General features: G+C 64.7%; 24 protein-coding genes and 1 pseudogene. 18 read left to right on the forward strand and 7 right to left on the reverse strand.

Translation table 11 applies throughout. The features are described 5' to 3' along the window. Positions 1–124: 124 nt before the first annotated feature. Both G453_RS0107750 and G453_RS0107755 read right to left on the reverse strand, forming a co-directional pair. Entirely contained in the window at positions 125–1462 is a 1338-nt protein-coding gene (locus tag G453_RS0107750) for an ATP-dependent 6-phosphofructokinase (protein WP_027190596.1), read from the reverse strand. 192 nt (positions 1463–1654) lie between these two features. Continuing rightward, entirely contained in the window at positions 1655–1858 is a 204-nt protein-coding gene (locus tag G453_RS0107755) for a hypothetical protein (protein WP_027190597.1), read from the reverse strand. Positions 1859–2005: 147 nt separating this feature from the next. Here G453_RS0107755 and rdgC point away from each other — a divergent pair, with 147 nt between their 5' ends. The 5 genes from rdgC to G453_RS0107780 all read left to right on the forward strand — a co-directional run bounded on the left by rdgC (position 2006) and on the right by G453_RS0107780 (position 5095). Next, positions 2006–2626, forward strand: coding sequence for a recombination-associated protein RdgC (gene rdgC, locus G453_RS0107760; RefSeq protein ID WP_027190598.1), 621 nt, complete (start codon positions 2006–2008; stop codon positions 2624–2626). 9 nt (positions 2627–2635) lie between these two features. Beyond that, the gene (locus tag G453_RS0107765) at positions 2636–3160 is read left to right on the forward strand and encodes a hypothetical protein (RefSeq protein WP_027190599.1); all 525 of its coding nucleotides are present in this window, start codon (positions 2636–2638) and stop codon (positions 3158–3160) included. Between the two features lie 291 nt (positions 3161–3451). Then, complete coding sequence (locus G453_RS0107770; protein WP_205620056.1) at positions 3452–4039, forward strand: bifunctional transcriptional activator/DNA repair enzyme AdaA; 588 nt, start codon at positions 3452–3454, stop codon at positions 4037–4039. Then, positions 4036–4521, forward strand: coding sequence for a methylated-DNA--[protein]-cysteine S-methyltransferase (locus G453_RS0107775; protein WP_027190601.1), 486 nt, complete (start codon positions 4036–4038; stop codon positions 4519–4521). The genes G453_RS0107770 and G453_RS0107775 overlap by 4 nt, the downstream gene beginning before the upstream one ends. Then, a complete protein-coding gene (locus G453_RS0107780; RefSeq protein WP_027190602.1) occupies positions 4493–5095 on the forward strand; it encodes a DNA-3-methyladenine glycosylase family protein in 603 nt (200 codons plus the stop codon). The genes G453_RS0107775 and G453_RS0107780 overlap by 29 nt, the downstream gene beginning before the upstream one ends. Positions 5096–5203: 108 nt before the next feature. Here G453_RS0107780 and G453_RS0107785 read toward each other — a convergent pair whose 3' ends face one another. Continuing rightward, positions 5204–6979 carry an aldehyde ferredoxin oxidoreductase family protein gene (locus G453_RS0107785; protein ID WP_051271983.1) on the reverse strand — a complete coding sequence of 592 codons (1776 nt, stop codon included), beginning with the start codon at positions 6977–6979 and terminating at the stop codon, positions 5204–5206. An 88-nt stretch (positions 6980–7067) separates the two neighbouring features. Between G453_RS0107785 and G453_RS26165 the strand changes: the two genes are divergently transcribed. Both G453_RS26165 and G453_RS0107795 read left to right on the forward strand, forming a co-directional pair. Beyond that, positions 7068–8000, forward strand: coding sequence for a hypothetical protein (locus G453_RS26165; RefSeq protein WP_156920843.1), 933 nt, complete (start codon positions 7068–7070; stop codon positions 7998–8000). A 181-nt stretch (positions 8001–8181) separates the two neighbouring features. Continuing rightward, complete coding sequence (locus G453_RS0107795) at positions 8182–9363, forward strand: response regulator (protein ID WP_043645009.1); 1182 nt, start codon at positions 8182–8184, stop codon at positions 9361–9363. Positions 9364–9663: 300 nt separating this feature from the next. On the opposite strand, the gene G453_RS22970 is transcribed toward G453_RS0107795, so the two are convergent. Together G453_RS22970 and G453_RS0107805 are read right to left on the reverse strand one after the other, a co-directional pair. Further along, the gene (locus G453_RS22970; protein ID WP_043645011.1) at positions 9664–10983 is read right to left on the reverse strand and encodes an efflux RND transporter periplasmic adaptor subunit; all 1320 of its coding nucleotides are present in this window, start codon (positions 10981–10983) and stop codon (positions 9664–9666) included. Positions 10984–10986: 3 nt separating this feature from the next. Next, the gene (locus G453_RS0107805) at positions 10987–12354 is read right to left on the reverse strand and encodes a phosphomannomutase/phosphoglucomutase (RefSeq protein WP_027190605.1); all 1368 of its coding nucleotides are present in this window, start codon (positions 12352–12354) and stop codon (positions 10987–10989) included. A gap of 36 nt (positions 12355–12390) precedes the next feature. Between G453_RS0107805 and hflK the strand changes: the two genes are divergently transcribed. The 8 genes and pseudogenes from hflK (at position 12391) to G453_RS0107845 (ending at position 20575) form a co-directional block, all read left to right on the forward strand. Further along, on the forward strand, positions 12391–13461 hold the full coding sequence (gene hflK, locus G453_RS0107810) for an FtsH protease activity modulator HflK (protein ID WP_027190606.1): 1071 nt from the start codon (positions 12391–12393) through the stop codon (positions 13459–13461). A 2-nt stretch (positions 13462–13463) separates the two neighbouring features. Continuing rightward, positions 13464–14309 carry a protease modulator HflC gene (gene hflC / locus G453_RS0107815; RefSeq protein WP_027190607.1) on the forward strand — a complete coding sequence of 282 codons (846 nt, stop codon included), beginning with the start codon at positions 13464–13466 and terminating at the stop codon, positions 14307–14309. Positions 14310–14641: 332 nt separating this feature from the next. Next, positions 14642–14950 (forward strand): hypothetical protein, encoded by a 309-nt coding sequence (locus tag G453_RS0107820; protein WP_156920844.1) that lies wholly within the window; start codon positions 14642–14644, stop codon positions 14948–14950. 66 nt (positions 14951–15016) lie between these two features. Next, on the forward strand, positions 15017–15949 hold the full coding sequence (locus G453_RS0107825; protein WP_027190609.1) for a magnesium transporter CorA family protein: 933 nt from the start codon (positions 15017–15019) through the stop codon (positions 15947–15949). A gap of 218 nt (positions 15950–16167) precedes the next feature. Then, positions 16168–17256, forward strand: a complete 1089-nt coding sequence (secF, locus tag G453_RS0107830) for a protein translocase subunit SecF (RefSeq protein WP_027190610.1) — start codon at positions 16168–16170, stop codon at positions 17254–17256. A 38-nt stretch (positions 17257–17294) separates the two neighbouring features. Next, positions 17295–18023 (forward strand): annotated as a pseudogene (gene tatC / locus G453_RS29225) (twin-arginine translocase subunit TatC); the annotation flags it as partial. A 589-nt stretch (positions 18024–18612) separates the two neighbouring features. Further along, positions 18613–19332 (forward strand): ABC transporter ATP-binding protein, encoded by a 720-nt coding sequence (locus tag G453_RS0107840; protein WP_328285391.1) that lies wholly within the window; start codon positions 18613–18615, stop codon positions 19330–19332. After that, entirely contained in the window at positions 19289–20575 is a 1287-nt protein-coding gene (locus G453_RS0107845; protein WP_084502169.1) for an ABC transporter permease, read from the forward strand. Before G453_RS0107840 ends, G453_RS0107845 begins: the two co-directional genes overlap by 44 nt. A 136-nt stretch (positions 20576–20711) precedes the next feature. On the opposite strand, the gene G453_RS0107850 is transcribed toward G453_RS0107845, so the two are convergent. Both G453_RS0107850 and G453_RS0107855 read right to left on the reverse strand, forming a co-directional pair. Further along, positions 20712–21347, reverse strand: coding sequence for a class I SAM-dependent methyltransferase (locus G453_RS0107850; RefSeq protein ID WP_027190613.1), 636 nt, complete (start codon positions 21345–21347; stop codon positions 20712–20714). A 4-nt stretch (positions 21348–21351) separates the two neighbouring features. Next, the gene (locus tag G453_RS0107855; RefSeq protein WP_027190614.1) at positions 21352–22587 is read right to left on the reverse strand and encodes a DUF3419 family protein; all 1236 of its coding nucleotides are present in this window, start codon (positions 22585–22587) and stop codon (positions 21352–21354) included. Between the two features lie 165 nt (positions 22588–22752). On the opposite strand from G453_RS0107855, the gene G453_RS0107860 reads away from it, so the two are divergent. The 3 genes from G453_RS0107860 to G453_RS0107870 all read left to right on the forward strand — a co-directional run bounded on the left by G453_RS0107860 (position 22753) and on the right by G453_RS0107870 (position 26131). Then, complete coding sequence (locus tag G453_RS0107860; protein WP_027190615.1) at positions 22753–24252, forward strand: DUF1800 domain-containing protein; 1500 nt, start codon at positions 22753–22755, stop codon at positions 24250–24252. Positions 24253–24322: 70 nt separating this feature from the next. After that, a complete protein-coding gene (locus G453_RS0107865) occupies positions 24323–25600 on the forward strand; it encodes a DUF1501 domain-containing protein (RefSeq protein ID WP_027190616.1) in 1278 nt (425 codons plus the stop codon). Between the two features lie 93 nt (positions 25601–25693). After that, positions 25694–26131: a hypothetical protein gene (locus tag G453_RS0107870; protein WP_027190617.1), complete on the forward strand. Its 438-nt coding sequence runs from the start codon at positions 25694–25696 to the stop codon at positions 26129–26131. The last annotated feature ends 121 nt before the right edge of the window (positions 26132–26252 follow it).

Below are 26252 nucleotides of genomic sequence, written 5' to 3' on the forward strand. Positions count from 1 at the left end.
CTGAAAAGTCGGAGCCCCCGGAGCATGTCCGCCTTGGCGGCAGGCGTGGCTCAGCAAACCTGACGCTCCCGAGGGCAATCGAGCGAATAAGCAGGGCCGCGCGCAGCGCGACCCCTGCCGCAAGCTATATGGTGCAGAAGGGCGAGCCTTTGCTCACCATGGGCGAAATGGCGTACTGCCCGGTGGATTCAAGCACGGCCCGCCAGTAGTCCGAGGTCATGTCCAGCTTCTTGCGCTTGCGTGTCACCAGCTCCAGCGGCAGGTGCACGTAGCGCCCGTAGACCTTGCTGACCACCATGCCCGTCTTGCCCGCCATGGCCGCGTGCACCGCGAACTGGCCCAGGAAGCCGCAGTAGACCCGGTCGTTGGAGTTGGCCGGAACCGAGCGGATGATGTAGCTTGGGTCGATGTACTTGATGGTGTGCTGCATGCCGCGCTCTTTCAGGTATCCGGTGATCTCGCTGGTCAACAGCGAGGAGATGTCGCCCAGCACCAGGTTGCCCGAGGCGTCCGTGTGGCCGGACTGCTCCAGCAGGTGCTGGCCCGCGCCCTCGGCCACCACGATCACCGCATGCTTGCGCGCCTTCAGGCGCTCCTCCAGCGAGGGCAGCAGGCCGTGCACGCCGTGCAGCTGGAAGTTGTCCTCCGGCACCAGCACATAGTTCACTTCCTTCAGGGCCAGGGTGGCCTGCGCCGCGATGAAGCCTGATTCCCGCCCCATGAGCTTCACGATGCCGATGCCGTTCATGGCGCCCAGGGCCTCGGTGTGGGCGCAGCGGATGGCCTCGGTGGCCTTTTCCACGGCGGTGTCGAAACCGAAGGACTGGGTGACCAGGTTGATGTCGTTGTCGATGGTCTTGGGCACGCCGATCACCGAGATGCGCGCGCCGCGCTTGGCCACCTCCTCATGGATCTTTCTGGCGGCTTTGAGCGTGCCGTCCCCGCCGATGACGAAAAGCACCCCGATGTTGGAACGCTCCAGGGCGTCCACGATATCCTCGGGCTGCTGCGGCCCGCGCGAGGAACCCAGCATGGTGCCGCCGAACTCGTGGATGTTGGAGACGCTCTGGGGGGTCAGTTCCATGATCTCATGGCCGTACTTGGGAATGAACCCCTGGAGCCCGAAGCGGATGCCCAGGGTGGCGGCCATGTTATAGTTATGGTGGGCCTCCATGACGATGGCCCTGATCACGTCGTTGATGCCGGGGCACAGCCCGCCGCAGGTGACGATGGCGGCCTTCACCTTGGAGGAATCGAAATAGATGTTGGCGCGCGGCCCGGCGGGCTCGAAGAGGATGTCGTTCTCCGTCTCGCCTTCGTCCAGGTCCTCGGGCGAGACGCGGATGGGGATCATCATGTCGTCGGGCACGAAGTGGCAGTAGGTCAGGGGCGACTCGATCCTGGCCGGACCCAGGGTGGCGATGCGGGTGTCGGGGCCTTTGGCTTTTGCGCGGCTGGGCATGTTTCCTCCGATGCGTTTGGTCATGCTCGGAGCAAGCTATAGCCCAAGGAAATCAAAAATCAAAGGATGCCACGCTCGCTTTTCCACGCGTCCGGCCTGGATACGTATTTGTAAGTCAGTGACGCTTATTGTCGCATGCACTTACAAATTTGAAATATCCAGGCGCGGCGCGTCCGCCTCCGGGAGGCTCAGTCAGATGGCGCCGCACATGCGGCGGTAGTTGTCGCACTCGGCCCTGCTGACGAAGGGGCAGGGATCCTTGGAGAACCACTTCCTGCCAGGGCACCAGAAGGAGCCCTTGAACGGTTCGTTGCAGCCGCGCGGCCCCATCATCTTGCGGGACTTGGAACCGAAACTGATGTCGCCTTTGCCGGTGGATACGGTCCAGAGCGCCATGATGATACCCTCCGTTATCAGGAGGGATTCAGCATAAAGCGTACCACCGCCCAGGCTGGCGCGGCGCGAAAAAAGAGGGTAGATGCTAACCCGCACCGGGAGGCGACAGGGTCGCGACCGGCGCATCATCATTCACCGGAGGTTTCCGTGGGCATACTCGCAACAAGCGGCAGCTTCACCCGTTACGCTGTGATGGAGGACCTGACCGGCCAGCTGGCCTCGGAACTGCCCGAGCGCCTGGCCAAGTTCTCCTTCCGCGACATCGACCAGACTACCGACGAAAGAAGCTACGGCTGGGTCTGCCTGGAAGACTGGCTGGACAGCTTCTGGCGTACCGCGCCCCCTGAAAAGGCGCACTACATGACCTTCTCCCTGCGGCTCGACACCCGGCGCATCCCGCCCGCCGTCATCAAGAAACACTTCCTGCTGGCCATCAAGGCCGAGAAGGAAGCCATGAAGGAGACCGGCAAGAGCTTCATCAGCAAGGACCGCAAGGAAGAGCTCAAGGATCAGGTGATGCTCAAGCTGCGCGCCCGCTTCCTGCCCATCCCCGCCGTGTTCGACGCCGTGTGGAACCTGCGCTCCAATCAGGTGCTGCTGGCCACCACCAACTCCAAGATCAAGACCATGTTCGAGGAGTACTTCCTCCTGAGCTTCGGGCTGAACCTGGAGCAGCTTACCCCCTATTTCATGGCCCGGCGCATCGTGGACCAGTCCCGCCACGCCATGCTCGACGACCTCGAACCCAGCCCCTTCGCGGCCCCCTAAGGAGCAATCATGGACCTCATCAAGGCCGCAATGCAGGACGTGGTGCTGGGGCAGGACTTCCTGACCTGGCTGTGGTTCCGCTCGGAAAAGAACGGCTGGCTCTTCTCCATGCCCGGAAGCGGCGAATTCAACGTGTTCCTGGAGCAGCGCATCTCGGTGCGCGGCGGCTCCGGCGACAACGTGGAGAAGGCCGTGGTCACCGGGCCGCACGCCGAGTTCACCGAAGCCAAGCTGGGACTTCGCAACGGCAAGCTGGTGGACAAGGCTCTGGTGCGCATCGAGCGCGACGGCGCCACCTGGATGGTGCTGCTGGCTTCCGACGACTTTTCGTTGTCGGGCCTCAAGACCCCCAAGATCGAAACCAAGCTGGAAGAGGGCGATGACCCCGACGCGCCGTTCCTGGAGAAGATGATGCTTCTGGAGCAGTGCATGGAGTTCGTCGATGAGCTGTACCGCCAGTTTCTGGAAGTGCGCCTCAGCACCAACTGGCTGGACGAGCTGCGCGTGTTTCGCGCCTGGCTGGCGGAGCAGTAAGAGGTAAGATGCCTCCGGCGGCCAAAGGAACAAGTTCCTTTGGAATCCTTTATAGCTTCGCGTAATGATGCGATAATTTTGCGGGAGCGCGCCGAAAGGCGCGCTCTTTTTGTGGGCTCCAGCAGAAGAAATTACGTGGTGCCCACGAGGAAGACTCCCGGCATTGTTTTGACTATCTTCCGGCTGTGATTACGAGAAAGCGTGCTTCGAAGCCGCCTGCCCGCAGCGGGGCGGTGTGCTCGGCGCGAACGCTCGTCAGCTTATCAAGCCGTCACTGCCGGGAGGCAGGCCATGCACCACGCAGCGCAGACAAACACCCCCATGACAGACGACGCCAGGTGGCGCGCCGTCGTCGCCTGCGACTCTCGCGCGGACGGCGCGTTCTTTTACGCCGTGAAGACAACCGGCATTTTCTGTCGCCCCTCCTGCAATTCCAAAACCCCGCTTCGCCGCAATGTGCGTTTCTTCGGCACTGTGGACGAAGCCGTCCAGGACGGCTTCCGCCCCTGCAAGCGCTGTCGCCCGGAGTTGCACGATTACGATCCGGGTCGGGATCTGGTCGGGCAGGTGAAGCAGGTTTATGAGAATCATTATGCGGATATCAGGATGGTCAAAGACGTACTTGCCGGGCTCGGCGTCAGCCGCAACCATCTGATGCGCCTGTTTCGCCAGCACGAAGGCTGCACGCAGACGCAGTATCTCGTTCGGGTGCAGGTCGGGAACGCGAAAATGCTGCTGCGCGAAACGCAGGATGGGATACTTGAGATAGCCCTGGCCAGCGGCTTCGCGAGCCTGTCCAGTTTCTACAAACGCTTCAGGGAAATCACCGGAACGACTCCCACGGCTTGGCGCGAGTCGCTCCAGGGCGGGAAACCATGAACATATTCCATTACAACACGGACATAGGCGAGGTCGGCATAGCGGAGCAGGACGGGAAGCTCACGAACATCTTCTTTGAGGCGGACCCGGTGCCTGTCGGTGCAGTCGTGCAGGAAACGCAGGCGATCCGGGAGGCGCACCGGCAGCTTGCCCGGTATTTCGCCGGGGAGCTGCGGGAATTCTCGCTTCCCCTTGCGCCTCAAGGCACGCAGTTCCTGCGCGCCGTGTGGGATCAGCTCCGCGCGGTTGCCTACGGCCAGACAGCCACCTACAGTCAGATTGCCCAGCGCGCCGGAAATCCGCGCGCCATCCGGGCCGTGGGGCTGGCCTGCGCCCGCAACCCCCTGCCGCTAGTCATTCCCTGCCATCGGATACTCGGCAGCAGCGGGAAGCTGACGGGCTATCGCGGCGGGTTGGCGCTCAAGCAGCGGCTTCTGGAGATGGAAAAGCAGCATGCAGATATTTCCTTACGGACAGGCTGAGATCGACCACCTGAAGCGCCACGACAAGAAGCTGGGCGCGGCCATGGACGCGCTCGGCATGCTCGAGCGCAGGGTCACGCCCGATCTGTTCGCCGCGCTGCTGCGGAGCATCGTGGCCCAGCAGATCTCCACAAAGGCCGTGGACACCATCTGGGGCAGGCTGCGCGGGAAGGTGGGGGAGGTCACGCCGCAGGCCATCGCAGGCCTTGACGTCGCGGACATCCAGCAGTGCGGCATGTCCATGCGCAAGGCGGGGTACATCAAGGGCATCGCCGAGGCGGCGGCGCGGGGCTGGATCGACCTTTCGCGGCTCCCGGAACTTGCGGACGAAGAGATAATTACGACGCTCTCGTCGCTTCCGGGCGTTGGCGTGTGGACCGCCGAGATGCTGCTGATTCATTCCCTGTGCAGGCCGGACGTGGTCAGCTGGGGAGACTTGGCCATCCGGCGCGGCATGATGACCCTGTACGGCCTGAAGACTCTTACCCGAATCCAGTTCGACCGCTACCGCAAGCGTTATTCCCCCCATGGGTCTGTCGCGTCGATATACCTGTGGGCCTTGTCCGCGCGCTGAATCCTCACACGTCATATCGCCGAGCGTGTACGCGAAGCCCACCAAAGTTTTTTGGAAGGGGGGGCCGGGGGGAGAACCTTTTGTTCACAAAAGGTTCTCCCCCCGGCGTCACAGTGTCAAACCAAGCTCACGCGCCTTGGCTTCAGTCGGCATCCCCTCTTCTGTCAGCCCACGGATGGCGTAGTACTTGGCCCTGGCTTCCAGGAACTCCTGGCGCGGCACGGGGCGGATGTCCTCGGCCAGCCCGTCCTGGCCCGGCGGGGCGAAGAAGCGCGCCGGAATGTCGTCGTCGGCGCTGGTGAAGCCCAGGCGGGCGTTCATGATGCGCTCGCGGTAGTAGATGCGCTCGCCCAGGCGCAGGAGGTCCTGCGCCGACGCGGCCACGCCCGTGGCGGCCTGGTAGGCGTGGGCGTATTCTTCGAGTGAAGCCCCGAAAAAGATGAACTTGCAGGCCGTGAGTGAATCCACCACGGCGTTGGCGTCCTCGGCGATCTTGATGATGCGGGCCTTGCCCAGGAAGCTGAAGCGGTCCGTGGCCACGGGCTTGCGCAAAATCTCGTGGCTGACCGGATAGGCGCGCAGGTGGCAGCCGCCCCGCGTTGACAGCGCGTAGGCCAGACTCATGCCGTAGGCCCCGCGCGGGTCGTAGGCGGGCAACTCCAGGCCTTTCACGGCCATGGCCGCTTCGGGATGGCCCAGCGATGCCGCGTAGCCAGCCGCGCCCATGCCGAGCTCCGGCAGGCGTCCCCGGCCCAGGTCGTCCAGCAGTTGGAGCACCCGCGCGGGCGTCAGGCGCTCGCCGGTGAGCTCCGCGTGGCAGGCCAGGGTCACGGCGGCGGAGATGGTGTCCATGCCCAGGTCGTTGCACAGGGCGTTGGCCGCAACCACCAGTTCCATGTCCTCCAGGCCGATCAGCGCCGTAAAATGCGACATGGTCTCGAATTCGGGCATGGAGCGCCCGTCCGCCGCGATCTTCTTGCACTGGATGTGGCAGCCCCGGCAGCCGTGCCTGGTGGTCTGGTAGGCTTCCTTGTAGCGCACGGCGTTCAGGCGTCCGGCGGGCTCGAAGTGCGAGGCCCGGAAGTTGTCCGTGGGCATCATGCGCCGCGAGTCCATCAGATCGTACAGCGCGCCCGTGCCGAAGCAGGAGAAGCCGTGCCCGCCGGACAGCACCGGGGAGGCCGCCACCAGCCGGAAGATGTCCTCGCGGGCCTTTTTCAGGGCCTCCTGGTCGGCCACGCGCACCTTGCCCGTGCCTTTCACCTCAAGATACTTGAGGTTTTTCGCCGCCCAGCTAAGACCCATGCCGCCGCGCCCGAAGGCGTGGTGCTCGTCCACCATCACGCAGGCGAAGCGCACGCCGGTCTCGGCGGCAGGGCCGACCAGGGCCAGGGCGCCGGCCAGGGAGCCGGACAGGCCCAGGCGCTTGCGCACCTCATCGCGGGTGAGTCCGGTAAGCTCCGAGGCGTCGCGGATGTCCACGCGTCCGTCCTCGATGACGATTCCCACGGGACGCTCGGCCCGGCCGGTTATGACAAGGCCGTCCAGGCCCGCTTTCTTGATCTGCGTGCCCAGAGATCCGCCCACTGAGGCGTCGCAGAACGCGCCGGTCAGTGGCGAGCGCGTGGCCATGCAGGCGCGACCCGACGTTGGCGCGATGGTCCCCACCAGCGGCCCGGTGAACAGGCACAGGGGCATGCCCGGGTCGTCCCAGGGCAGGTGGACGTGCGGCTCCAGGAAATGTCCGGCCAGCCCTTTGCCGCCGATGTTTTGGCGCAAAACGTCTTCAGCTATCGGTTCGCGCGCGGTCTTTGCGCGGGAGAGGTCCACCTGCAGGACGGTTCCCATCCAGCCGGATATGGGGGCGTTCGGAGTGGCGTTCATGGGGGCGAGGTGTACCCGCGCCCGGGGCAGGCGGGCAACCCTAAAGTTTCCGGTTCCCGTACCGATCAGCATGGCAGAGAGAAAGCACATGAACATAAGCGGCGCAAATACGATCATGAACCGGGGCACGTTCGCCCGGACACCCTTTATGCCCCTGGAGCAGGGGGCCGTCGAGGGTTTTGCGCACGAGATAACCCGCCGCACCGCCCTTACCGAGGCCCCGGAGAGCCGCACCACCACCGACGAGGCGCTGGAGAAGTCCCTCACCGAGGCCGTCAGCTTCGTGGAGGACAACTTCGGCGACCGCGCCGCGCGCACCTTCATGGGCGTGGTGCTTAAGAACGCAGGGTCCAAGCCCCTGAACGAGGACGACCTGGGCAACGCCCTGGTGGACGGGCTGGAGTTCATCGACCGCGCTTTCGGCATAGCAGCCGGGGACAAGGCCATGTCCTTCTTCAACGGCGAGTTGAACCAGGCCATCAACGGCTACTTCCAGAACGGGAAGAACGAGTCCTTCCTGGCCATGGACGTGGATCAGGCCAGCGACAAGCTGGGCGAGGCCATGGGGCAGGCCGTGTCCGCCATGATGGACAAATTCCAGGCGAAAGTGGATCCCAACGCCATGCTCATGGACCAGGCCAAGAAGGACCAGGACGAGACCCTGGACTCCCAGGGCGAGCCCGGCGACGAGTATCTGACGGACGGGGCGGACGGGGAGGGCGGCGCACTGCTGGACGAGAACGGCATGCCCGTGACCGGAACCACCCTGACCGGGGAGCTGGCGACATCCGCCGACGAGGCCGCCGCTACGGATTCGACCGCCGCTGCCGGGACTGCCACGGGCGAAGCCCAGGCGCACGAGCAGGCCGCGCGAAAGGCCCAGGCGGGAACCAAGCGCCGCATGCGCGCCGGAAAAAAGTCCCGCCGAAGCCGCCAGGAAGCCTCCAATTCAGCCAGCGCCGCCAGCGCGTATGACCAGTCCGGCATCAAGCCCGGCGTGGTCCTCAACAAGGCCGTCTAGTTTTTTCCGCCTCTTGATTCCATTCAATTTTTCCAGTTCAGACCTCTAAAGCATTTCCGCAATCCACCGATACCTTCAGCAAGGGAGAGGAGATTGCGGTGCAGTCATCGGTTTGTCCGGGGTGCTGCGCCGCAATCGGGGGATAAGTGCATCCTCCGCATCCAGACTAAGCGAGGGCATCATGAACGCCGCCAAGAAGTCCGCTCCCAATCAGCCTCTGCGCACCGCCCTGGTGGTCAGCGCACACGAAGGCCACGCCAGGGTCGACCGCATCAGCCTGAAAAACGCCAGAATCGCCATGTCGCGCGCCGTGCCCAGCGGCAGGGACGCCATCAGCTATCTGCTCGACCAGGGCGCCGACGTGGTGCTCGTGGACGAAACCCTGGCCGACGGTTCCGGCTGGGACTTCATGCGCGCCCTCAAGTCCGACCCGCGCCTGCGCCACCTCCCGGTCATCATGCTGAGCTCCACAGTGGAGCGCGAGCGTGTGGTGGAGGCGGTCCGCCTGGGCTGCGTGGGCTATCTGGTACGCCCCTACACCCTGGACACCTTCTTCAAGCACCTGGCCCTGGCGCGCCAGTCCAAGTGCTTCCTGCGAGAGGAGCTCGACGGCCTGGCCGACTGCCTGGACATGGCTGAGGAAGGCCGGATCGAGACGGCGCTGCCCAAGCTCGAAAAGGTCCTGAACGAGGCCGACGAAGCGCATCATCATTACGAACTGGGCCTGCGCCAGCTGGCGCGCGAGGAGTACTCCCAGGCCGTGCAGTCCTTCGGCAAGGCCGCCCGACTGAGCGCGCTTCAGGCCGACGCGCATCTGGGGCTGGCGCGCTGCTGGCTGGCTCTGGGCGACGAGGTGCGCTACCGCAAGGCCCTGACCCAGGCGGCGGACGCCTGCGCCAAGGCCGAGCGCTTCGAGCACTACAAAGATGAGTTCCTGTCCATCATCGCGGACGACGCCCGCGCCTTCAATCCTTTCCTGAGCCTTGGCATGCGCCTTTCGCGCGAGATGGACCGCGACGGGGCGCTCATGGCGCTGAAGAACGCGGTCTGGCTGTGCCCGAACGACGCCAAGGCCCACCTGGAGCTGGGCAAGGCCTGGCACTTCAAGCGCGAGCCCGAGCTTGCCAAGCGCAGCGTGGCCCAGGCGCTGATGCTCTCCAGCCACGACCACGAGGCCAACGCCCTGTACGAGCGCTTCACCGGGCGCACCTGGGAAGACGAGGCGGAAACGGTGGAGGAGAAGCCTGTTTACGAGCGCAGGCAGATCATCCCGGACATGGTTCCGGCGATGCTCAACGGAGTTTTGTATCTGGCCGGTATGGTCACGGAAGGCATACACCGGTTCAGACGCGACTACGCCTAGGCCCGAACGTCCGGCCGGAGAGCCGGGGAAACCCGACGCCCGACCTGGGCTGGGAGACGGACCAAGACGCAGCCGCGCCGCCCGAAGGCAGGCAGGGACGCGACGCCAGAGGGTATTAAAGACAACCGGCGGTCAGGCCCCAAGGGGAGGCCTGACCGCCGGTTTGTGTTTGTTTTGGTCGATGTCTTTGGCGTGTGGATGATGATCTAAGACGGAGCTGCCTCGACCGTGGCGAAGGCCAGGGCCTCACGCAGAGCTTGAAGTATTCCAGCGAGCGGACGGAATCTCGTCTCGCTTCATCTACCGTCCGCCGCTACCCGGCCTGCCGCCACCGCCGCTACCCGGACCGCCGCCCGGAGGGCCGGAAGGCCGTGCCCCGGCCTGTTCCTGGGGGCTCGGCTTCTTGCCTCCAGACGGCAGCAGAATCTGCGTGGCCACCAGCTGCCCCGCCGTGAGTCCCTTGATCACTTCGGTCTCGTGCAGACCCGACAATCCAAGCTCCGGCTGCACCCTGATGGCCTTGCCGTCCTCCACCAGGAACACCGCCTGCTGGTTGTCCACCCATTTCAGCGCGGAGTTGGGGATGGTCAGCACGTTGGCCTTTTCCTGAACCACCACCTGGCACTGGGTGGTCATCTCCGGGCGCAGCATGGTTGCCTTCTCGGCCCCCAGGCGCACCAGGGCCTGATAGTAGACGATGTTGTCGCGGATTTCCGGCTGGGGGTAGATGGTGTCCACCACGCCCTTGAACACCGTGTCCGGGTAGGCGTCCACGCGAAATTCCACGGGCATGTCGGGCTTGACCTGCCCCACGTCGGTCTCGTCCACGTAAATCCACATTTCCAGACGGGTGGGGTCCAGCACGGTGATCAGGTTGGCCACCTGAAGTCCGGCCACCACGGTTTCGCCCTGCTGGGTGGACACCAGACTGACCACGCCGTCGATGGGCGAGACGATCTTGGTGTAGGAGATGCGGGTTTCGATGGTGGCGAGCCCGGCTTCGGCCTCTTCCACGGCCTTGTCGGCCTTGATCTTTTCCTTCAGGAATTCTGTCTTGGCCAGGTCCAGGGTGGCCTTTCGCGCCCTGACGGTGCTGAAGGTGACCAGCTCCTCGCGCATGGCGGCCTCCTGGGTGTCGCGGGCGACCAGATTCTGCTTGAGCAGCTGGGTCTGGCGGGCGGAGTTGGCCTTGGCGTAGTCGTACTGGGCTTCGGCAAGCTTCAGCTGCGCGTCGGACTCCGCGATGCGGCGCGGGTACACGTCCAGCACGCGCTGGCGTTCCGCCTGGGCCTTCTCCATGGTGGCCTCGGCCTGATCGCGCTGGGCCTGGAGCTCGCGGTCGTCGATGAGGGCGATGGTCTGCCCGGCGGTCACCGGGTCGCCCACGCGCACGCGCATCTCCTTGATGGTTCCCGTGGCGCGCGCGCCGATGCGCACGATGGCCCCGACCTGGGCCTTCACGATGCCCGTGGCCTGGAGCACCTTGCGCACCTCGCCCATCTTGACCTCGGCGGTGGCCAGGACCTTGGTGTCCTTCTGCCCGCTGCCGGGCCGCCAGACGGCCAGGGCGACCCCGGCCAGCACAAGGGCGGCGGCGATCCATTTCCAGTATTTGCGCATGGTTCAGCTCATTTCCTCTATCCAGCCCCGAAGCGGCGTCTCGATCACGGCCCGGATTTCCTCCAGGCGCTCGGGGCTCTCGGCCTCGAAGCGCAGCACCAGCACGGGCTGGGTGTTGGAGGCCCGCACCAGCCCCCAGCCGTCCGGGAACACGATGCGCACTCCGTCCACGTCTATCATGTCGTAGAGGGCGCGGAAATGTTTCTGTGCGCGCTCCACCACGGCGAACTTGATGTGCTCGGGGCAGTCGAAACGGATCTCGGGCGTGTTGAAGGTGACTGGCCAGTCGGCCAGGAGCGTCCCGGCCGTGGCCTCGGGGTGGCGGTCCAGCACTTCCAGGAAGCGCAGGGCCGCGTAGGTGGCGTCGTCGAAGCCGTAGTAGCGGTCCGCGAAGAACATGTGTCCGCTCATCTCGCCAGCCAGCTTGGCCCCGGTCTCCTGCATGCGCGCCTTGATGAGCGAATGGCCAGTGGCCCCCATGACCGGGTTGCCGCCGTGGGCCGCCACGTCCTTGTAGGCCAGGTGCGAGCACTTCACCTCGCCGATCACCGTGGCGCCGGGGTGGTCCTTCAGGACCTCTCGGGCGTAGATGGCCAGGAGCTGGTCGCCGAACATGAGCTTTCCCGTCTCGTCCACCACGCCCAGGCGGTCCCCGTCGCCGTCCAGGCCGATGCCGCAGGCCGCGCCCTCGGACTTCACCCGCTCGATGAGCGCGGTCATGTATTTCTCTACCACAGGGTCGGGGTGGTGGTTGGGAAAGTTACCATCCGGTTCGCAGAAAATCGGGATCACCTCGGCCCCGATGCCCTTGAGCACCGCCTCGGTCACCGGGCCGCCCGCTCCGTTGCCGCCGTCCAGCACCACCTTGATGGGGCGCGAGAGCTTGGTCTGGGAGGTCAGGGCCGAGACGTAGGCGGGCAGGATGTCGTGGGTGGAGACGACGCCCTTGCCGGAGGGGAAGTTCCCGGCGGCCATCATCTTGAAAAGCTCCTGGATTTCGTCGCCGTAGATGGTGGACGGCCCGGCGATCACCTTGAAGCCGTTGAACTCGGGCGGGTTGTGGCTGGCCGTGACCATCACCCCCGCGTCGGTTCCCAGGCGCTTGCAGGCGAAGTAGCAGACGGGCGTGGAGACCATGCCCACCAGGACGACGTCCACGCCGGTCTCGGCCATTCCCTTGGCGAGCCGCTCCTGATAGATGGGAGATGACAGGCGGGCGTCGTGCCCGACAACGGCGCGGGAAAAACCGTTTTTCAGGAAATATGCGCCGCAGGCGCGACCAAAAACCTCAACCCATTCGGGATCAAAGTCCTTGTCCACGATCCCTCGAATGTCGTATGCACGGAAAATGTCTGGCGAGAGTGGCTTCATGTTGGCAGCGTCCAGATTTTTTTAGGGAGTGTTTAGATGAACTGGGATTGGGAAAAACTGCAAGACAAACGACAGGGGCAGTTCGGTTCGGGGCCTGACTTCAAGAGCCTTGGAGACGAATTCAAGCGCATAACCGATTTCAATTTCCGCATCCCCGGCGGGCCGAAGTTGATAGTGCTCGCAGTGGCCGTCTTGTGGCTGGCCTCCGGCATATACATCGTGGAACCAGACGAGGTCGGCCTGGTCAAACGGTTTGGCGCATATGAACGCACCACCGGACCTGGACCGCATTACCATATACCCTTTCCGGTGGAAAGCGTGGTGATGCCCAAGGTGACCCGCGTGGAACGCGTGGAGATCGGTTTCAAAACGATCGGAACGAGAGACGGCACAGGCTCGCAGTACAAACCTGTTCCTGAAGAGGCCCTGATGCTCACCGGAGACGAGAACATCGTCGATCTCCAGGTGATCGTGCAGTACCAGATCGGCGACCCCGTCGAATGGGAGTTCCGCATCCAGCGCCCCATCGAGACGGTCAAGGCAGCCGCCGAGGCCGCCATCCGCGAGGTGATCGGCAACAAGACCATCGAGGCCGTGCTGACCACGGGCAAGCTGGAAATCCAGAACACCACGCGGGAGCTGCTCCAGTCCATCCTGGATCGCTACAACACCGGCGCGCGCGTTGTGGCCGTGCAGTTGCAGGACGTGCACCCGCCCAAGGACGTGGTCGAGGCGTTCAAGGACGTGGCCAGCGCCATGGAAGACAAGAACCGCCTGGTGAACGAGGCCGACGCCTACTACAACGACATCATCCCCAAGGCGCGCGGCCTGGCCGCGTCCATGCTGAACGACGCCCTGGGCCACAAGGAGGCCGTGGTGCGCAAGGCCAAGGGTGAAGCCTCGCGCTTCCAGGCCCTGCTGCTCGAATACAACAAGGCCAAGGAGATCACCCGCGACCGCCTGTTCATCGAGACCATGGAGGAGGTTTTCGCCAACCCCGAGCTTGAGAAGATCATCCTCTCGGACGACGCCCTCAAGCAGGCCGTGCCCTATCTGCCCCTGGACCGCCAGGGACGGGTCAAGTCCGGCGACAAGGGAGGCAAATAACCATGCGTACCATCGTCATATTCGCGTTGGCGGCCATTCTGTCCGCCATCATCGCCATGCAGTGCCTCTTCACCGTGGACGAAACCAAGCAGGCCATCGTCATCCAGCTGGGCAAGCCAGTCTCGGAGACGCTCGGCCCCGGCCTGCACTTCAAGCTGCCCTTCGTGCAGAACGTGGTCTACCTGGACTCGCGCGTGCTGCAATACGACGCCAGTTCCGCTGAGGTGCTCACCAAGGACAAGAAGACCCTGGTGGTGGACAACTACGCCAAATGGCGCATCGTCAACGCCCTGCGCTTCTACCAGACGTTGCAGAACGTCGCGCGCGCCAACTCGCGCCTGGACGACCTGATCTACGCGGAAGTGCGCGTGGCCATCGGCAACTATACCATGGAAGAAGTGGTTTCCTCTCGCCGGGCCGAGATCATGTCCATCGTCACCAGCAGCGTGAACGAGACGGTCAAGGACCTGGGCATCCAGATCATGGACGTGCGCGTGAAGCGCACCGACCTGCCGCTCCAGAACGAGAAGGCCATCTTCGGGCGCATGAAGGCCGAGCGCGAACGCCAGGCCAAGCTGTACCGTTCCGAAGGCCAGGAGGAGTCCGCCAAGATAAAATCCCGCGCGGACAAGGAACGCACCATCCTGCTGGCCGAGGCCGGTCGGGAGGCCGAGGTGCTGCGAGGCCAGGGCGACGCCGAGGCCGCCAGGACCTACGCCGAAGCCCTGGGGCAGTCGCCGGAGTTCTACGGCTTCATGCGCAGCCTCGAGGCCTACAAGAAGGCCCTCAAGGAGAACGGCCGGGTGGTGCTGACCCCTGGATCGGGCTTCCTGAAGTACCTCAAATAGATAACTGGAACAGCTGGTTTTGCTGAACCCCTGGCTTCTTCGAGTGATCGCGCCTGATAACGTGCAATGCCCTCTCTGGAGTGAACAGCTGCGGTTGCGGCAGGGCTCGCGCCGCACAGGCTGAAGCCACGGAAAAACGGCAGACATGCCGCGCATTCAGAACCCGGACGGGGGCCGAAAGGCCCCCGTTTTTATGGGCGTCACAAGGGCGTAACCACGCCATGGCAAAGTCCTCCGGCTTGCCAAAGGCGAAGGGCGGGTGTATCGAGTGCCGACCTTCCCGGCGCGGACCATCCGTGCCCCCTGTGAGGATCTCAATGCGGGCTTTCAACGTGAAACTCATTCTCCTCGTGGCGCTCTTCGTGGCCCTTGTGGTCAAGGGCGGCCAGCTTTTTTCAGCCGAGGGCGTGCAAGCCATGACCCGCCTGGTGGAGAAGGACAGGCCCGCTGTCCAGGAATCGACCCCCCCGCGTCCGATCGAGGAGGAATTCCGGGGCATAAGCCCACGCCCGGAGCTCTCCGAACTTGCCGCCCCTGCCCGGAAGACGGTCAAACCCGCCTCGAAGCAGGTTGCCCGTAAGCCGGGCAAACCGCAGCCAGCCGCTCCTGAAGCGGCGAAAAAATCAGCCAAAAAGGGTTGATCCCGCAGACGGTCTTGGCGCGCCGGGCGGCCGTCCCCGCAGCATGGCAACGCATCGGAGGCGACAATGATTACGTGCTACACTCATGCATTCGGCATTCCTACGCCCGGATGCGACATCAAGGACGCCTGCTGGGTCAACCTGACCGCGCCCAGCGAGAGCGAAATCCGCGACGTGTCGCAATCCCTGGACATCCCTTTGGATTTCCTGACCGATCCGCTCGACCTGGACGAACGCGCCCGTATCGAGATCGACGACAACTGCCTGCTGATCGTGCTGCACACCCCGGTGCGCCGCACGGCAGGGGACTCCGTGCCCTTTGCCACCGTGCCCCTGGGGATAGTGTTCAAGAACGGCTGCCTGGTTACTATCTCCGTGCAACCCATCGACATCATGGAATTCTTCTTGAACCGCAGGGTGAAGAACTTCGCCCCGGACCAGCACGCGCGGTTCGTCATCCAGATCTTCAACCAGACGGCCATCCTGTTCCTCAAGTACCTCACTGAGATCAACAAGAAGACCAACGCTTCCGAGATGGAACTGCACCGGGCCATGAAGAACGAGGAACTCATCAAGCTGCTCAATCTGGAGAAGAGCCTCGTGTACTTCACCACGTCCATCAAGGCCAACGAGATCATCATGGCCAGAATACAGCGTGCGGACATCATCAAGATGAACGAGCAGGAGCACGAGCTGCTGGAAGACGCCATCACGGAGAATCTCCAGGCCATCCACATGACCAGGATCTATTCCAACATCTTGTCCGGCATGATGGACGCCTTCGCCTCGATCATCTCCAACAACCTGAACGTGGTGATGAAGTTTCTCACCACCGTGACAATCATGCTCATGATTCCCAACCTGGTGTTCAGCTTCTTCGGCCAGAACGTGAAGCTGCCTTTCCAGGAGCATGAGGCCGGGGTGATCGTCACGCTGGTGGTGGCGGTCCTGGCCACGGTCGGGGGCGTCTGGATGGTGGTGAAGCGTCGCCTGTTCTAGATGCAGGCAGCCCTGAGGCGAGGGGGGCGCCGCTGCGACGCCGCACCTCCCGCAGGAATGTCGCGTGACGCGCGGTTTCGCCCAAGAGGCCGTTGCGCCGCGCCGGGGCATTTTCCTCCGGCTCCGGGATGCCGCAAGGCTTGACAAGCCCAGCGAAAAGACCGATTTCACTCCACTTGCGCCGCTTAGGGCGCCATAATCCGCATTGGGGGACCTCCATGGGACTTGAGTTCATCAAGCCGAACATAAACTTCAATTTTCTCGGCTACCGGCGCTACGCCTACATCCTTTCCCTCGTCCTGGTGCTGGCCGGCATCACCTCGCTGGTGGTGAAGGGCGGCCCGCGCTACGGCGTCGACTTCGCCGGCGGCATGACCATCCAGCTCAAGTTCGCCAAGGCCATCGGTCCCGACGACATCAAGAAGCCGCTTGACGCGGCGGGCCTCCCGGGGCTTGCCGTGCAGCGCCTGGGCCAGGAGAAGGACAACTCCTTCCTGATCAGCACCTCCGACCACGGAGAGCCCCTGGAGCAGGTGCGCATGAAGGTGGCCAACTCCCTCAAGGCCAGCCTGGGCGAGGGCGCTTTCGAGGTGCAGCGAATCGAGGTCGTCGGTCCCAAGGCGGGCGCAGACCTGCGGGTCGGCGCGCTGAACGCCATCTTCTACGCGGTACTGCTCATTGCAATCTATATTTCCGGCAGGTTCGAGCAGCGCTGGTTTGCTGCCGCAGCCATGGCGGGCGGCCTGGCCGTGGGCATGTGGGGGCTTCGGTCCCTGGGCTTGTCCATGGGATATCTTATCGTGGCCGCAATCCTCATCACCCTTGTGCTGTGCTGGGTGCTGAAGCTCAAGTACGCCCTGGGCGCGCTGGTGGCGGACATCCACGACATCATCATCACCATCGGCGTGTTCTCCATCTTCGACCTGGAGTTCGACCTGACCATCGTGGCGGCCCTCCTGACCATCCTGGGCTACTCGCTGAACGACACCATCATCGTCTATGACCGCATCCGCGAACGCCTGCACCAGAGCAAGGGCGAGAGCTTCGAGAAGACCATCAACGACGCGGTCAACCAGACCCTGTCGCGCACCATGCTCACCTCGCTGCTCACCCTGTTCACGGTGGCCGCGCTGTACTTCTTCGGCGGCAGCGTGCTGAAGGACTTCGCCCTGGCCATGATCATCGGCATCATTGCCGGAACCTACTCCTCGGTGTTCATGGCCAGCCCCATCCTGGTTGACCTGGGCTCCGGGCTCGGTTCCCTGCAGGGCGACGCCGACCAGCCCGCTCAGGATCAGAAAGCGTGAGCCAGCCTCAGGAAGCGGCTGCCGATCCCGGCAGGGAGATGAGCCTCCTGGACCACCTGGAGGAGCTTCGCGTACGTCTGGTGCGTGTGCTCATCGCCGCAGGCGTGGGCTTCGCCATCTGCTTCGCCTTTGCCGAGAAGATCCTCGAGATCATGCTCCGGCCCCTGAAGGAGGTGCTGCCCGCCAGCAGCACCATCCAGACCACGGCCCTGACCGAAGGCTTCTTCGTCTCCATGAAGGCGGCCTTCGTGGCGGGGCTTTTCCTCGCAAGCCCCGTCATCTTCTATCAGATATGGAGCTTCGTGGCTCCCGGCCTCTACGAGGAGGAGCGCAGGCTGGCCATCCCGGTGGCCATCTTCACCGCCCTGTGCTTCATCAGCGGCGCAGGCTTCGGATACTATGTGGTGTTCCCTTTCGGGTTCACCTTCCTGGCCAACTACGCCTCGGACATCGTCACCCTGAACCCCAAGCTCTCCGAGTACTACTCGCTGGCCCTGGGGCTCCTGTTCGCTTTCGGCATCATCTTCGAGATGCCGGTGTTCATCTTCTTCCTGGCCCGCTTCGGCGTGGTGGACCACATCTGGCTGCGCCAGAAGCGCCGCTGGGCCATCGTGATCTTCTTCGTGGTGGCGGCAGTGTTGACTCCCACCCCGGACGCCGTGAACCAGATCCTCATGGCCGCGCCCATGGTGGTGCTCTACGAGATAAGCATCTGGGTGGCGTATTTCTTCGGCAAGAAGAAGCCCAAGCCCGAGGAGGGCGGGGACCTGCCTGTTCCCACGGATGGCGGCGACGACGGCGGAAACGGGCCTGACGGCGCTGCCCCGGCAGGGTCCGACGCAGCCCTTGACGATGCCCGCATCTCCGAGATCCCGCCCGCCGAAGGCGCAGCCTCCCTCGCCGGGAGCGATGCACTCCAGGCCGACGCGCACGCCTCGAGCCCCGAGGGTGTTTCCCCGGCTGACGCCACGACCGGAGACTCCGGAGATTCCGGAACGCCAGGCGAGCCAGAAGCTCCCCGCGATGCCCACGAGGCCGAGCGCGAAGCCCACGACACCGCCGCACTCGGTCATGACGACGCGCAACCCGTTGCGGCCAAGCCCGAAGCTTCGTCAGCGTCCGAATCCGAGGCCGTTAAGCCTGGGGCTCCCGTAGACGAAACTCCCGCCACGGCTGCCAAGCCTGAGGCGAAAAAAGACTGATCCGACCCAAACTGGCTCGATCCGGCCCGGCGCACCTGCCGAGCCGCGCATAAGCACTTCAGGGCGTCCCGGCCATGCCGGGACGCTCTTTTTTTGCGCCCTGACAGGCGCGCCCCGGTCCTGCCATCCCCTCCTCCATTGTTCGGGAAGCGTCATGCCACTCGACCAAACCACCGCAATCTGGCAGACTGCGCGCGTTATGGAGAACACGCCGCTTATACGTCTTGAGGCCGTCACCAAGTCCTATTTCCTGGGGGACGTGCAGACGCAGGTGTTGCGCGGAGTGACGCTGGGCATCGATGCGGGCGAATTCGTGGCCCTGCAGGGGCCGTCCGGCTCGGGAAAGTCGACGCTGCTGCACATCCTGGGGCTTCTGGACCGTCCTACGCAGGGGCACTATTTCCTGCGCGGCCAGGACGTGGCCCAGCTTTCGGACGACGCCCTCTCGGGCCTTCGCAACCAGGCCATCGGCTTCGTGTTCCAGAGCTTCTACCTGATTCCGTACGCCACGGCCCTGGACAACGTGCTGCTGCCAGGGCTCTACAGCGCCAAGCCCCAGGCGGAGCTGCGCGAGCGCGCCGAGCATCTGCTGTCCCAGGTGGGTCTGGCCGACCGCATGCGCCACAAACCCTCGCAGCTCTCCGGCGGCCAGCAGCAGCGCGTGGCCCTGGCGCGCTCCATGCTGAACGACCCGGACCTCATCCTGGCTGACGAGCCCACCGGCCAGCTCGATTCCAACACCTCGTCAGAGATCATGAGCCTGTTCGCCCAGGTGAACGCACTGGGCAAGACCATCATCGTGGTCACGCACGACGAGGAAACCGCCAGCTATGCCAAACGCAGAATCCTCGTCCTGGACGGCCAGATCGCTTGAGCTGGCCCACGTGGCCGCACGCTCGCTGCGCGTCCTGGGCATGGCCTGGGGGGCGCTGTGGGCGTTCAAGCTGCGCTCGTTCTTCGTGGTGCTGGCAGTGGCCCTGGGCATAGCGGCCCTGACCATCATCATCGCCTCGGTGGACGGCGCGCGGCGCAAGGTGCTGGAGATCGTGGACTGGTTCGGCCCGGACGCAGTTCTGGTCTTTGGCGGCAACATCGAAACCCGCGCGGTGGGCCAGCGCACCCTGACCCTCACCGCAGCCGACGTCCGTTCCATAGAACTTTCCCTGCCTGGCGCGTATCTGGTGGTTCCCATGCGGTCCCGGGGCGGCGTGACCCTGCGCTTCGAGAATCGCAACATGGTCACCCCCCTGGTTGTCGGCTCCACCGCCAACTACGCCGAGGCCTGGAACTGGCCCCTGATCGAGGGCCGCGACCTGACGGAGGACGACGTGAAGCACTCGGCCAAGGTGTGCCTGATCGGCGACGCCCCGGCCAAGGAGCTTTTCGGGGACGAGTCCCCCCTGGGGCAGGTCATCCTGGTGCAGGACCTGCCGGTGCAGGTGGTGGGTCGGCTCGCCTATCGCGGATTCACGCCCGGCGGCGGCGGAGTGTCGGTGGACGACCGCATCATCATGCCCATCACCACCCTGACCCAGCGGTTCCATCTGGAGCGCAACTACTACCGGGGACTCCGGGTGAAATTCCTGGAACCGGAAATGATGGAAGACCACATCGCCAACCTCAAATCCCTCCTGCGCCACAACCACAAGCTGAAGCCGGAGGACCCGGACGACTTCTCCGTCATCTCGGCCACGGAGGTGCTCAAGTTCCTCAGCATGATCACCGGGGGCATCATGGTGTTCCTGGGCATCACGGCCGGAGCGGCCATCGTGGTGGGGGGCTTTGTGCTGGCGAACCTGCTGTTTCTGTCGGTCAGCGAGCGCCAGGAGGAGATCGGCCTCAAGAAGGCGCTGGGGGCGTCGTCCCTGGACATCACCATCCAGTTCCTGGCCGAGGCCGTGATCATGACGCTTATCGGCGCGGTCATCGGCATCGGCATCGGCATCGCCATGGGGCAGCTGCTCACCCGGCTCGGCGTGCTGGAGATCCAGCTCTCGGGCAAGCTGTTCGTGCTGGCCCTGCTGTCTTCACTGGTTATCGCGCTGGTTTTCGGGCTCAAACCCGCCCGCAAGGCCGCGTCTCTGAACCCAATCGAGGCCCTGCGCGGCGGCGACTAGTGGAGCGTCTGCGAAAACATGGACATGTTTTTCGCAAACAAAATCAATGGTTCTCTTGGTTTAGACTTGTATATTGTTTGAACGCCTTGTGAGAACGCCACACTGGCTTCTTCTTCGACGCCGCGCCGCGCGGCACTTACGCAAGCTTCTCCACCCAGGCCAGATAGGCGTACCCGCCGCGCACGGAGTGAATCTCCAGCCGGGCGCGGCCTTCTTTTTCCATCTCCCGCAGATGCGTCAGCAATTCGGGGCGCAGGCTCACGCCGTACAGCCTGAGCCAGCGCTCATGCAGCCACTCCAGCCACACCGGCAGGCCCCCCTGGCCCCAGAAGTCCACCACGGCCAGCGTCCCGCCGGGTTTGAGCGCGGACCAGCCAGCCTCCAGGGCGTCCTTCCAGGTCGGGATCATGGAGAGCACGTAGGAGAAGAACACCACGTCGAAGCGCCCGTCCAACTCGAAGTGGACGCAGGGATTCAACTCCTCGGCCCGGCACAAGGCCAGGCGCACGTTCTGCCCGCAGAGCTTGCTCCCGGCGGTTTCCAGCATCCGGGCTGACACGTCCAGCCCGCACAGGTTCAGGTCGGGCCGAAGCCTGCGCAGCACCGCCAGATTTCGCCCCGTGCCGCACCCCATCTCCAGTACCGCCCCGCCGTGAGGGGCGGGCATCTCCTCCAGCAGGCGGTCGCGTCCCAGCAGGTAGAAGCGCCGGGTTGCGTCGTAGATGTGGCGTTGCAGGGCGTACATCCGGTCCATGCGAAGGGCCTGTTCCATTGCGTCACTCCGTCAGTTCATAGAGGTGGAAGGCCCCGTAGAGGCAGGAACGGTCGCCGGGGGAGAGCCTGCGCGAGGTCTCCTCGTGATACTGGAAGCGGCGGCGAAGCGGGGCCGGAAGTGTTTCCTCGATGGGGGATATCTCCCCGGCGGTGCGGAAGATGACCCGCGCGCCGGGCCTGCCGGTGCGCGCGATGGCGGCCCACAGGTCGCGCAGGGCCTTGGGGGTCATCCAGTCCTGGGAGTCCAGGAGGACGTAGCGGTCCAGGCTGCGGTCCGGCTGCTTGTCCAGATACCCGCCCAGGCTGTCGTGGACCACCTCGGCGCGCGGCGCGGCAGCCTGGAGCGCCGCGTGGTTCTCGGGGCGCAGGTATTCAGGCAGGGCGGAGGGCGTGCGCGCGTCGTAGCGCCGTCCGAAGGCCTGCCATGCAAAGGGGTTGTCCTTGAGAGGGAAGCCGCAGGCCAGCTTCTCGATGCGCTTGCGGTATTCTTCCAGCACGCCGCCGGGACATTCGCGTTTGAGCGCCCGGTACTGCTGCGGCGGGATGCCCAGACTGAACACGGCCACGGCGTAGTCGGAGAGGAAGCGCACCAGACGGCTGGCGAGCAGCGGTTCCAGCTCGCGTTGGTAGGCCTCGCGCTGCTCCTCCAGGGTGGTTGCCTTCAGGATACGTTCGGGGTCGCGCCCACTCAGGCGGCAGATGTTGCGCAGGAGCCTCAGGAACTGGCCCATGCGGGCGTGCTCGTAGAGGTTGTCCGTGAACATGGAGATGCGCGGGTTGCCGAATAACGAGCCGGAAGCCTGCCAGTAGGCGGCGGTGTCCGGGTGGGAGAGTTCCAGATAAGGCAGGATGTGGTGGGTGAAGGCTGTGACGTTGCCCTGGTCGTCGGCCTTGCCGAAGAAGCGGAAGAAGGCGTCGTGTCCGGGCAGGCGGCGGGCGGCCTCGAGCTTCAGGCGGCTCAAGTGGACGTGGTGGATGTTCAGGTCCACGGCAGTCACGGAGTGCGCCCCGCCGAGCAGGTAATGGCATATGTTGCAGCCGCCCGAGGCGATGGTCAGCACCCGGTGGTGGGGCGCAAGGACCAGGGCCTCCAGGTCGGTCCTGGGGTCCTCCCAGATCTGATTGTAGACGAAGCCTGAGAACCAGGAGACGAACAGGCGCTCCAGGACGCCTTGCCTGGAAAAGGCCGGACTTTGGCGCACGGCGGCCTTGAGAAGGTCCGCGCAGGATTGTGACATGGGTCCCCCGCGTGACGGTTTTCTCCTGTGACTAGGCGCGCTGGGTTACGGTTTCGCGGCGGATGGCCGTCTTTCGCGCCTGCTGCGCGTTGCGCGTTTTGGGCAACTGCCGGACGTATTTGAAACGAATTGAATTTTCATCCGGCCCGAAGTAAGAGTCTGGTCATGTTGGCAAAGCCGTTGTTCGCCGCCCTTGCGGCCTGGGTCCTGTTCCTGGGCCTCGTCCAGAGCGCCTGGAGCCAGACCCTGCCCCCGGAGGCCCTGGCCGTGCATGCGGTCAACCGCCTGTCCTTCGGGGCCGTGCCCGGCGAGATCGACCGGGTCCGGGCCATGGGAGTGCCCGCCTACGTCCAGGAGCAGCTCAATCCGGAGAAGCTGCCCGAGCCCCAGGCCCTCACCGACCGGCTGGCCGCACTCAAGACCTATTCCCAGGATACGGTCCAGCTGTTTCGCACGTTTGGCCCCAAGGCCCCTGGAGGGCCGCGCGTCAACCCAACCATGGACGAGATCAACGCCGCCAAGGCCAAGGCTGCGATAATCGCCCGCGAGGCCGCCGAGGCCAAGCTCTGGCGGGCCGTGCTGTCGCCGCGCCAGCTGGAAGAGGTGCTGTGCGACTTCTGGTACAACCACTTCAACGTGCCCTCGGACAAGGGCCTGACCCATCTCTGGGTGGGCAGCTACGAGCGTGAGGCCATCCGCCCGCACGTGCTGGGCCGTTTCGAGGACATGCTCCTGGCCGTCACCCGCCATCCGGCCATGCTCATCTATCTGGAGAACTGGCAGAGCGCCGACCCGGACAGCCCGCAAGGCAAGGGCAAGCAGCGTCCGCTGGTGGAAATCCACGCGCGCGAGCTGTTGACCGCGCACACCATGGGCGTGGACCCCGGCAGGCTCAAACCCCAGGAAGTGACCACCCTGGCCAGGATACTGGCCGGATGGACCATCGGCGCGCCGCGCACGCCCCAGGATTCCAACGGTTTCGTCTTTGACGAGCGCCGCCACGACCCCAAAGAAAAGCAGTTCCTGGGCAAGCCCCTCAAGGCGTCGGGCTACGCCGAGGGCGTGGCCGCGCTGAAGCTCCTGGCCGCCCAGCCCGAGACGGCCCGCAACATTTGCGGCAAGCTCGCGCGGCTGTTTCTGGCCGAAGAGCCTCCCAAGCCGCTGGAGGAGATGCTGTCCAAGGTCTTCCTGGACAGCGGCGGGGACATCCGGGCCGTGTTGACGGTCCTGTTCGCAAGCCCGGAGTTCGCCGACCAGAAGTACGCCTGGAACCGCTTCAAGAACCCCTTGCGCTACGTGGTGTCCGTGGTGCGCGCCAGCGCGCGTCCCGTGTACGAGGTGCGCTCCCTGGCGGAACATCTCGACTGGCTGGGCATGCCCCCGTACGGCGCGCCGGGCGTCTCCGGTTTCAAGACCACCCGCGACGCCTGGGTGGACGCGGACCAGTTCCTCAAACGCCTGAATCTGGCCGCCCAGGCCGGGGAGGGGGGCCTGCCCTGCTGGTCGCCCGGCAGCTACGCGCCCCTGCGTCCGCTGGATTCGACCGAGTTGGCCAAAGTGATGGGGCTGTCCTTGTCGCCGGTGACGGCCAAAGCCGTGGAGGCAAGCCCTGCCGAGCGAAAGGCCGGGGTGCTGCTGGGCAGCCCCGAAGGGCAGCAGTTCTGATGAACGGACATGCATGGACGCGGACTTGGGCGGGCAGCGCGCCCCATGAGGCGAGGGCTGGGGGGATGTCATGAAGCGCCGCGAATTTCTGAACGTCGCCGCGTGCGCCGCCTTGGGCGCGTCGCTTGGGATGCTGCCGGGCTCCGCTTCAGGCGCAACTTCTTCAGGCGCTGCTTCTTCAGGCGCAGCTTCTGGCGCAGCTTCTGGCGGCACCTCTGGCAAACGCCTCATCGTGCTGTTCCTGCGCGGCGGCCTGGACGGCCTCTCCGCCGTGGTCCCGGTGGACGACCGCTGGTATTACCAGGCCCGGCCCTCCATCGCCCTGGCCCCTCCCGGCCAGGAAGGAGGCACGCTGCCGCTGGCTCCCGGCTTCGGCCTGCACCCGGCCCTGGAGCCGCTGCTGGAGTTCTGGCGCGCGGGGTCGCTGTCCATCATTCCCGCCTGCGGCCTGCCCACGCCCGTCCGCACCCACCCCGAGGCCCAGCGGGCCATGGAGAGCGGCCAGCCCACGGAGCGCCACAACCGCGACGGCTGGCTGGCCCGGATGCTTCCGCTCCTGGGGCCGCAGGCCAAGACCCTGGCCCTGGCCCCCACGCCGCCGCTCATAAGCCAGGGCAGGCCGGGCGTTCAGAACGTGCGCCCCACGGGGTTTCCCCCCTCGGTGTGGCGCATCGAGCGTCCCGCGATCTTTTCGTCCTTCGACGCCATCTATCAGGGCAACGACCCCCTGAGCCGCTCCTATCGCCAGTCCCAGACCGTGCTGCGCAACAAGCTGACCGAACTGGACCGGGAGATCAGCGTGTCCTCGGCGGGCGCGCCCTCCATCCATGCGTTGCCCACCCTGGGCGGGCAGATCACGTCCTATATCGAGAAGAATCCCGACGTGCGGCTGGTGTACGCGGCCCTTGGCGGGCTGGACGCACACTTCAAGCAGGGGGCGGAGAAGGGCAGGCTGGCCGAGGCGTTGTTGTCCTTGGGAAAAGGGCTCGCTTCACTGGGCAAGACATTGGGGCCGGTGCTTGACGACACCTGTGTGTTGGTAATGAGCGAGTTCGGCAGGAGCCTGCGCGAGAACGAGTATGGCGGCACGGACAACGGCCACGCCACCGTGTTCATGGTGCTGGGCGGGCGCACGGCGGGCGGGGCGCTGCACGGCCCGTGGCCGGGGCTTGCCCCCGAGAAGCTCTCCGACGGGCTGGATCTGGCCGCCGGGGTCGATTCCCGTGAGGTGGTCGCCCAGATCGCGGCCTCGCATTTCGGCCTGGGGCGCGAGGCAGTGGCCCAGGTGCTGCCCGCCTACACGCCAAGCGGCGCGCTCAATTCCCTTTTCCGGTCCATAGGGCCTTAAGTATCTCCGAACCCTTCCGAAAAGAAACCTTGGGAAAGGACCGCGCCATGCGGCCCGGTCGACACGGATGTCCTCTTGCCCAAGGAGCTTATGATGGCCACAGTCATATCCATGCGCGAATACGTTCGCGACAGGGTGTCTCTCATGGCGGAGCCGCCCGACGCGGCGCCCGCGGAACCCTACATCAACGACAGCCAGGTCTGGTCCAAGGATTACTCCAAACTCGAGAACGTGGTGTTCGGGGCGCTCAAGATCCGCGAGGTCCTGAACTATTACCTCTATTACGAGGACGTATGGGCCTACCTCATCCTGAACCTGCTGGACGCAGCGGCCAACGCCACGCCCGAGGACCACGGCGAACTGTCCGAAGCGGCGGCGCATCTGCGCAACTACATGCTTCAGGCAGTGGACCGCGCCAACCGCAAGAACATGTACGCGGCAATGCTCATCCTGGACCTGATCGAAAAGGCCCCTGGCTTCAAGGCCCAGGTTATGGGCCTGCCCCAGGAACAGAATTTGAGTTCGGTGTAGTCCAAAAAGCGTTTTAAGTTCCTGGAATTACAGGATAGCCCGGCTAGAGATAGTCCGGGCTGTCCTGTTTTGGCATTTCGCCCCGTCTTCATTTTGAGAGGTTTCCCCGGCGATTCAGGCC

Source organism: Fundidesulfovibrio putealis DSM 16056 (assembly GCF_000429325.1).
GTDB lineage: Bacteria > Desulfobacterota > Desulfovibrionia > Desulfovibrionales > Desulfovibrionaceae > Fundidesulfovibrio > Fundidesulfovibrio putealis.

What these genes read in the sequence shown, in the direction of transcription:
- G453_RS0107870 (WP_027190617.1), top strand. Translation starts at nt 25,694, where the DNA reads ATGGCCACAGTCATATCCATGCGCGAATACGTTCGCGACAGGGTGTCT.
- G453_RS0107840 (WP_328285391.1), top strand. Translation starts at nt 18,613, where the DNA reads ATGCCACTCGACCAAACCACCGCAATCTGGCAGACTGCGCGCGTTATG.
- G453_RS0107775 (WP_027190601.1), top strand. Translation starts at nt 4,036, where the DNA reads ATGAACATATTCCATTACAACACGGACATAGGCGAGGTCGGCATAGCG.
- hflK (WP_027190606.1), top strand. Translation starts at nt 12,391, where the DNA reads ATGAACTGGGATTGGGAAAAACTGCAAGACAAACGACAGGGGCAGTTC.
- hflC (WP_027190607.1), top strand. Translation starts at nt 13,464, where the DNA reads ATGCGTACCATCGTCATATTCGCGTTGGCGGCCATTCTGTCCGCCATC.
- G453_RS0107855 (WP_027190614.1), bottom strand. Translation starts at nt 22,587, where the DNA reads ATGTCACAATCCTGCGCGGACCTTCTCAAGGCCGCCGTGCGCCAAAGT.
- G453_RS0107785 (WP_051271983.1), bottom strand. Translation starts at nt 6,979, where the DNA reads ATGAACGCCACTCCGAACGCCCCCATATCCGGCTGGATGGGAACCGTC.
- G453_RS0107845 (WP_084502169.1), top strand. Translation starts at nt 19,289, where the DNA reads ATGCCAAACGCAGAATCCTCGTCCTGGACGGCCAGATCGCTTGAGCTG.
- secF (WP_027190610.1), top strand. Translation starts at nt 16,168, where the DNA reads ATGGGACTTGAGTTCATCAAGCCGAACATAAACTTCAATTTTCTCGGC.
- G453_RS0107780 (WP_027190602.1), top strand. Translation starts at nt 4,493, where the DNA reads ATGCAGATATTTCCTTACGGACAGGCTGAGATCGACCACCTGAAGCGC.
- G453_RS0107755 (WP_027190597.1), bottom strand. Translation starts at nt 1,858, where the DNA reads ATGGCGCTCTGGACCGTATCCACCGGCAAAGGCGACATCAGTTTCGGT.
- G453_RS26165 (WP_156920843.1), top strand. Translation starts at nt 7,068, where the DNA reads ATGAACATAAGCGGCGCAAATACGATCATGAACCGGGGCACGTTCGCC.
- G453_RS0107795 (WP_043645009.1), top strand. Translation starts at nt 8,182, where the DNA reads ATGAACGCCGCCAAGAAGTCCGCTCCCAATCAGCCTCTGCGCACCGCC.
- G453_RS0107770 (WP_205620056.1), top strand. Translation starts at nt 3,452, where the DNA reads ATGCACCACGCAGCGCAGACAAACACCCCCATGACAGACGACGCCAGG.
- G453_RS0107850 (WP_027190613.1), bottom strand. Translation starts at nt 21,347, where the DNA reads ATGGAACAGGCCCTTCGCATGGACCGGATGTACGCCCTGCAACGCCAC.
- G453_RS0107765 (WP_027190599.1), top strand. Translation starts at nt 2,636, where the DNA reads ATGGACCTCATCAAGGCCGCAATGCAGGACGTGGTGCTGGGGCAGGAC.
- G453_RS22970 (WP_043645011.1), bottom strand. Translation starts at nt 10,983, where the DNA reads ATGCGCAAATACTGGAAATGGATCGCCGCCGCCCTTGTGCTGGCCGGG.
- G453_RS0107750 (WP_027190596.1), bottom strand. Translation starts at nt 1,462, where the DNA reads ATGCCCAGCCGCGCAAAAGCCAAAGGCCCCGACACCCGCATCGCCACC.
- G453_RS0107860 (WP_027190615.1), top strand. Translation starts at nt 22,753, where the DNA reads ATGTTGGCAAAGCCGTTGTTCGCCGCCCTTGCGGCCTGGGTCCTGTTC.
- G453_RS0107865 (WP_027190616.1), top strand. Translation starts at nt 24,323, where the DNA reads ATGAAGCGCCGCGAATTTCTGAACGTCGCCGCGTGCGCCGCCTTGGGC.
- G453_RS0107825 (WP_027190609.1), top strand. Translation starts at nt 15,017, where the DNA reads ATGATTACGTGCTACACTCATGCATTCGGCATTCCTACGCCCGGATGC.
- G453_RS0107805 (WP_027190605.1), bottom strand. Translation starts at nt 12,354, where the DNA reads ATGAAGCCACTCTCGCCAGACATTTTCCGTGCATACGACATTCGAGGG.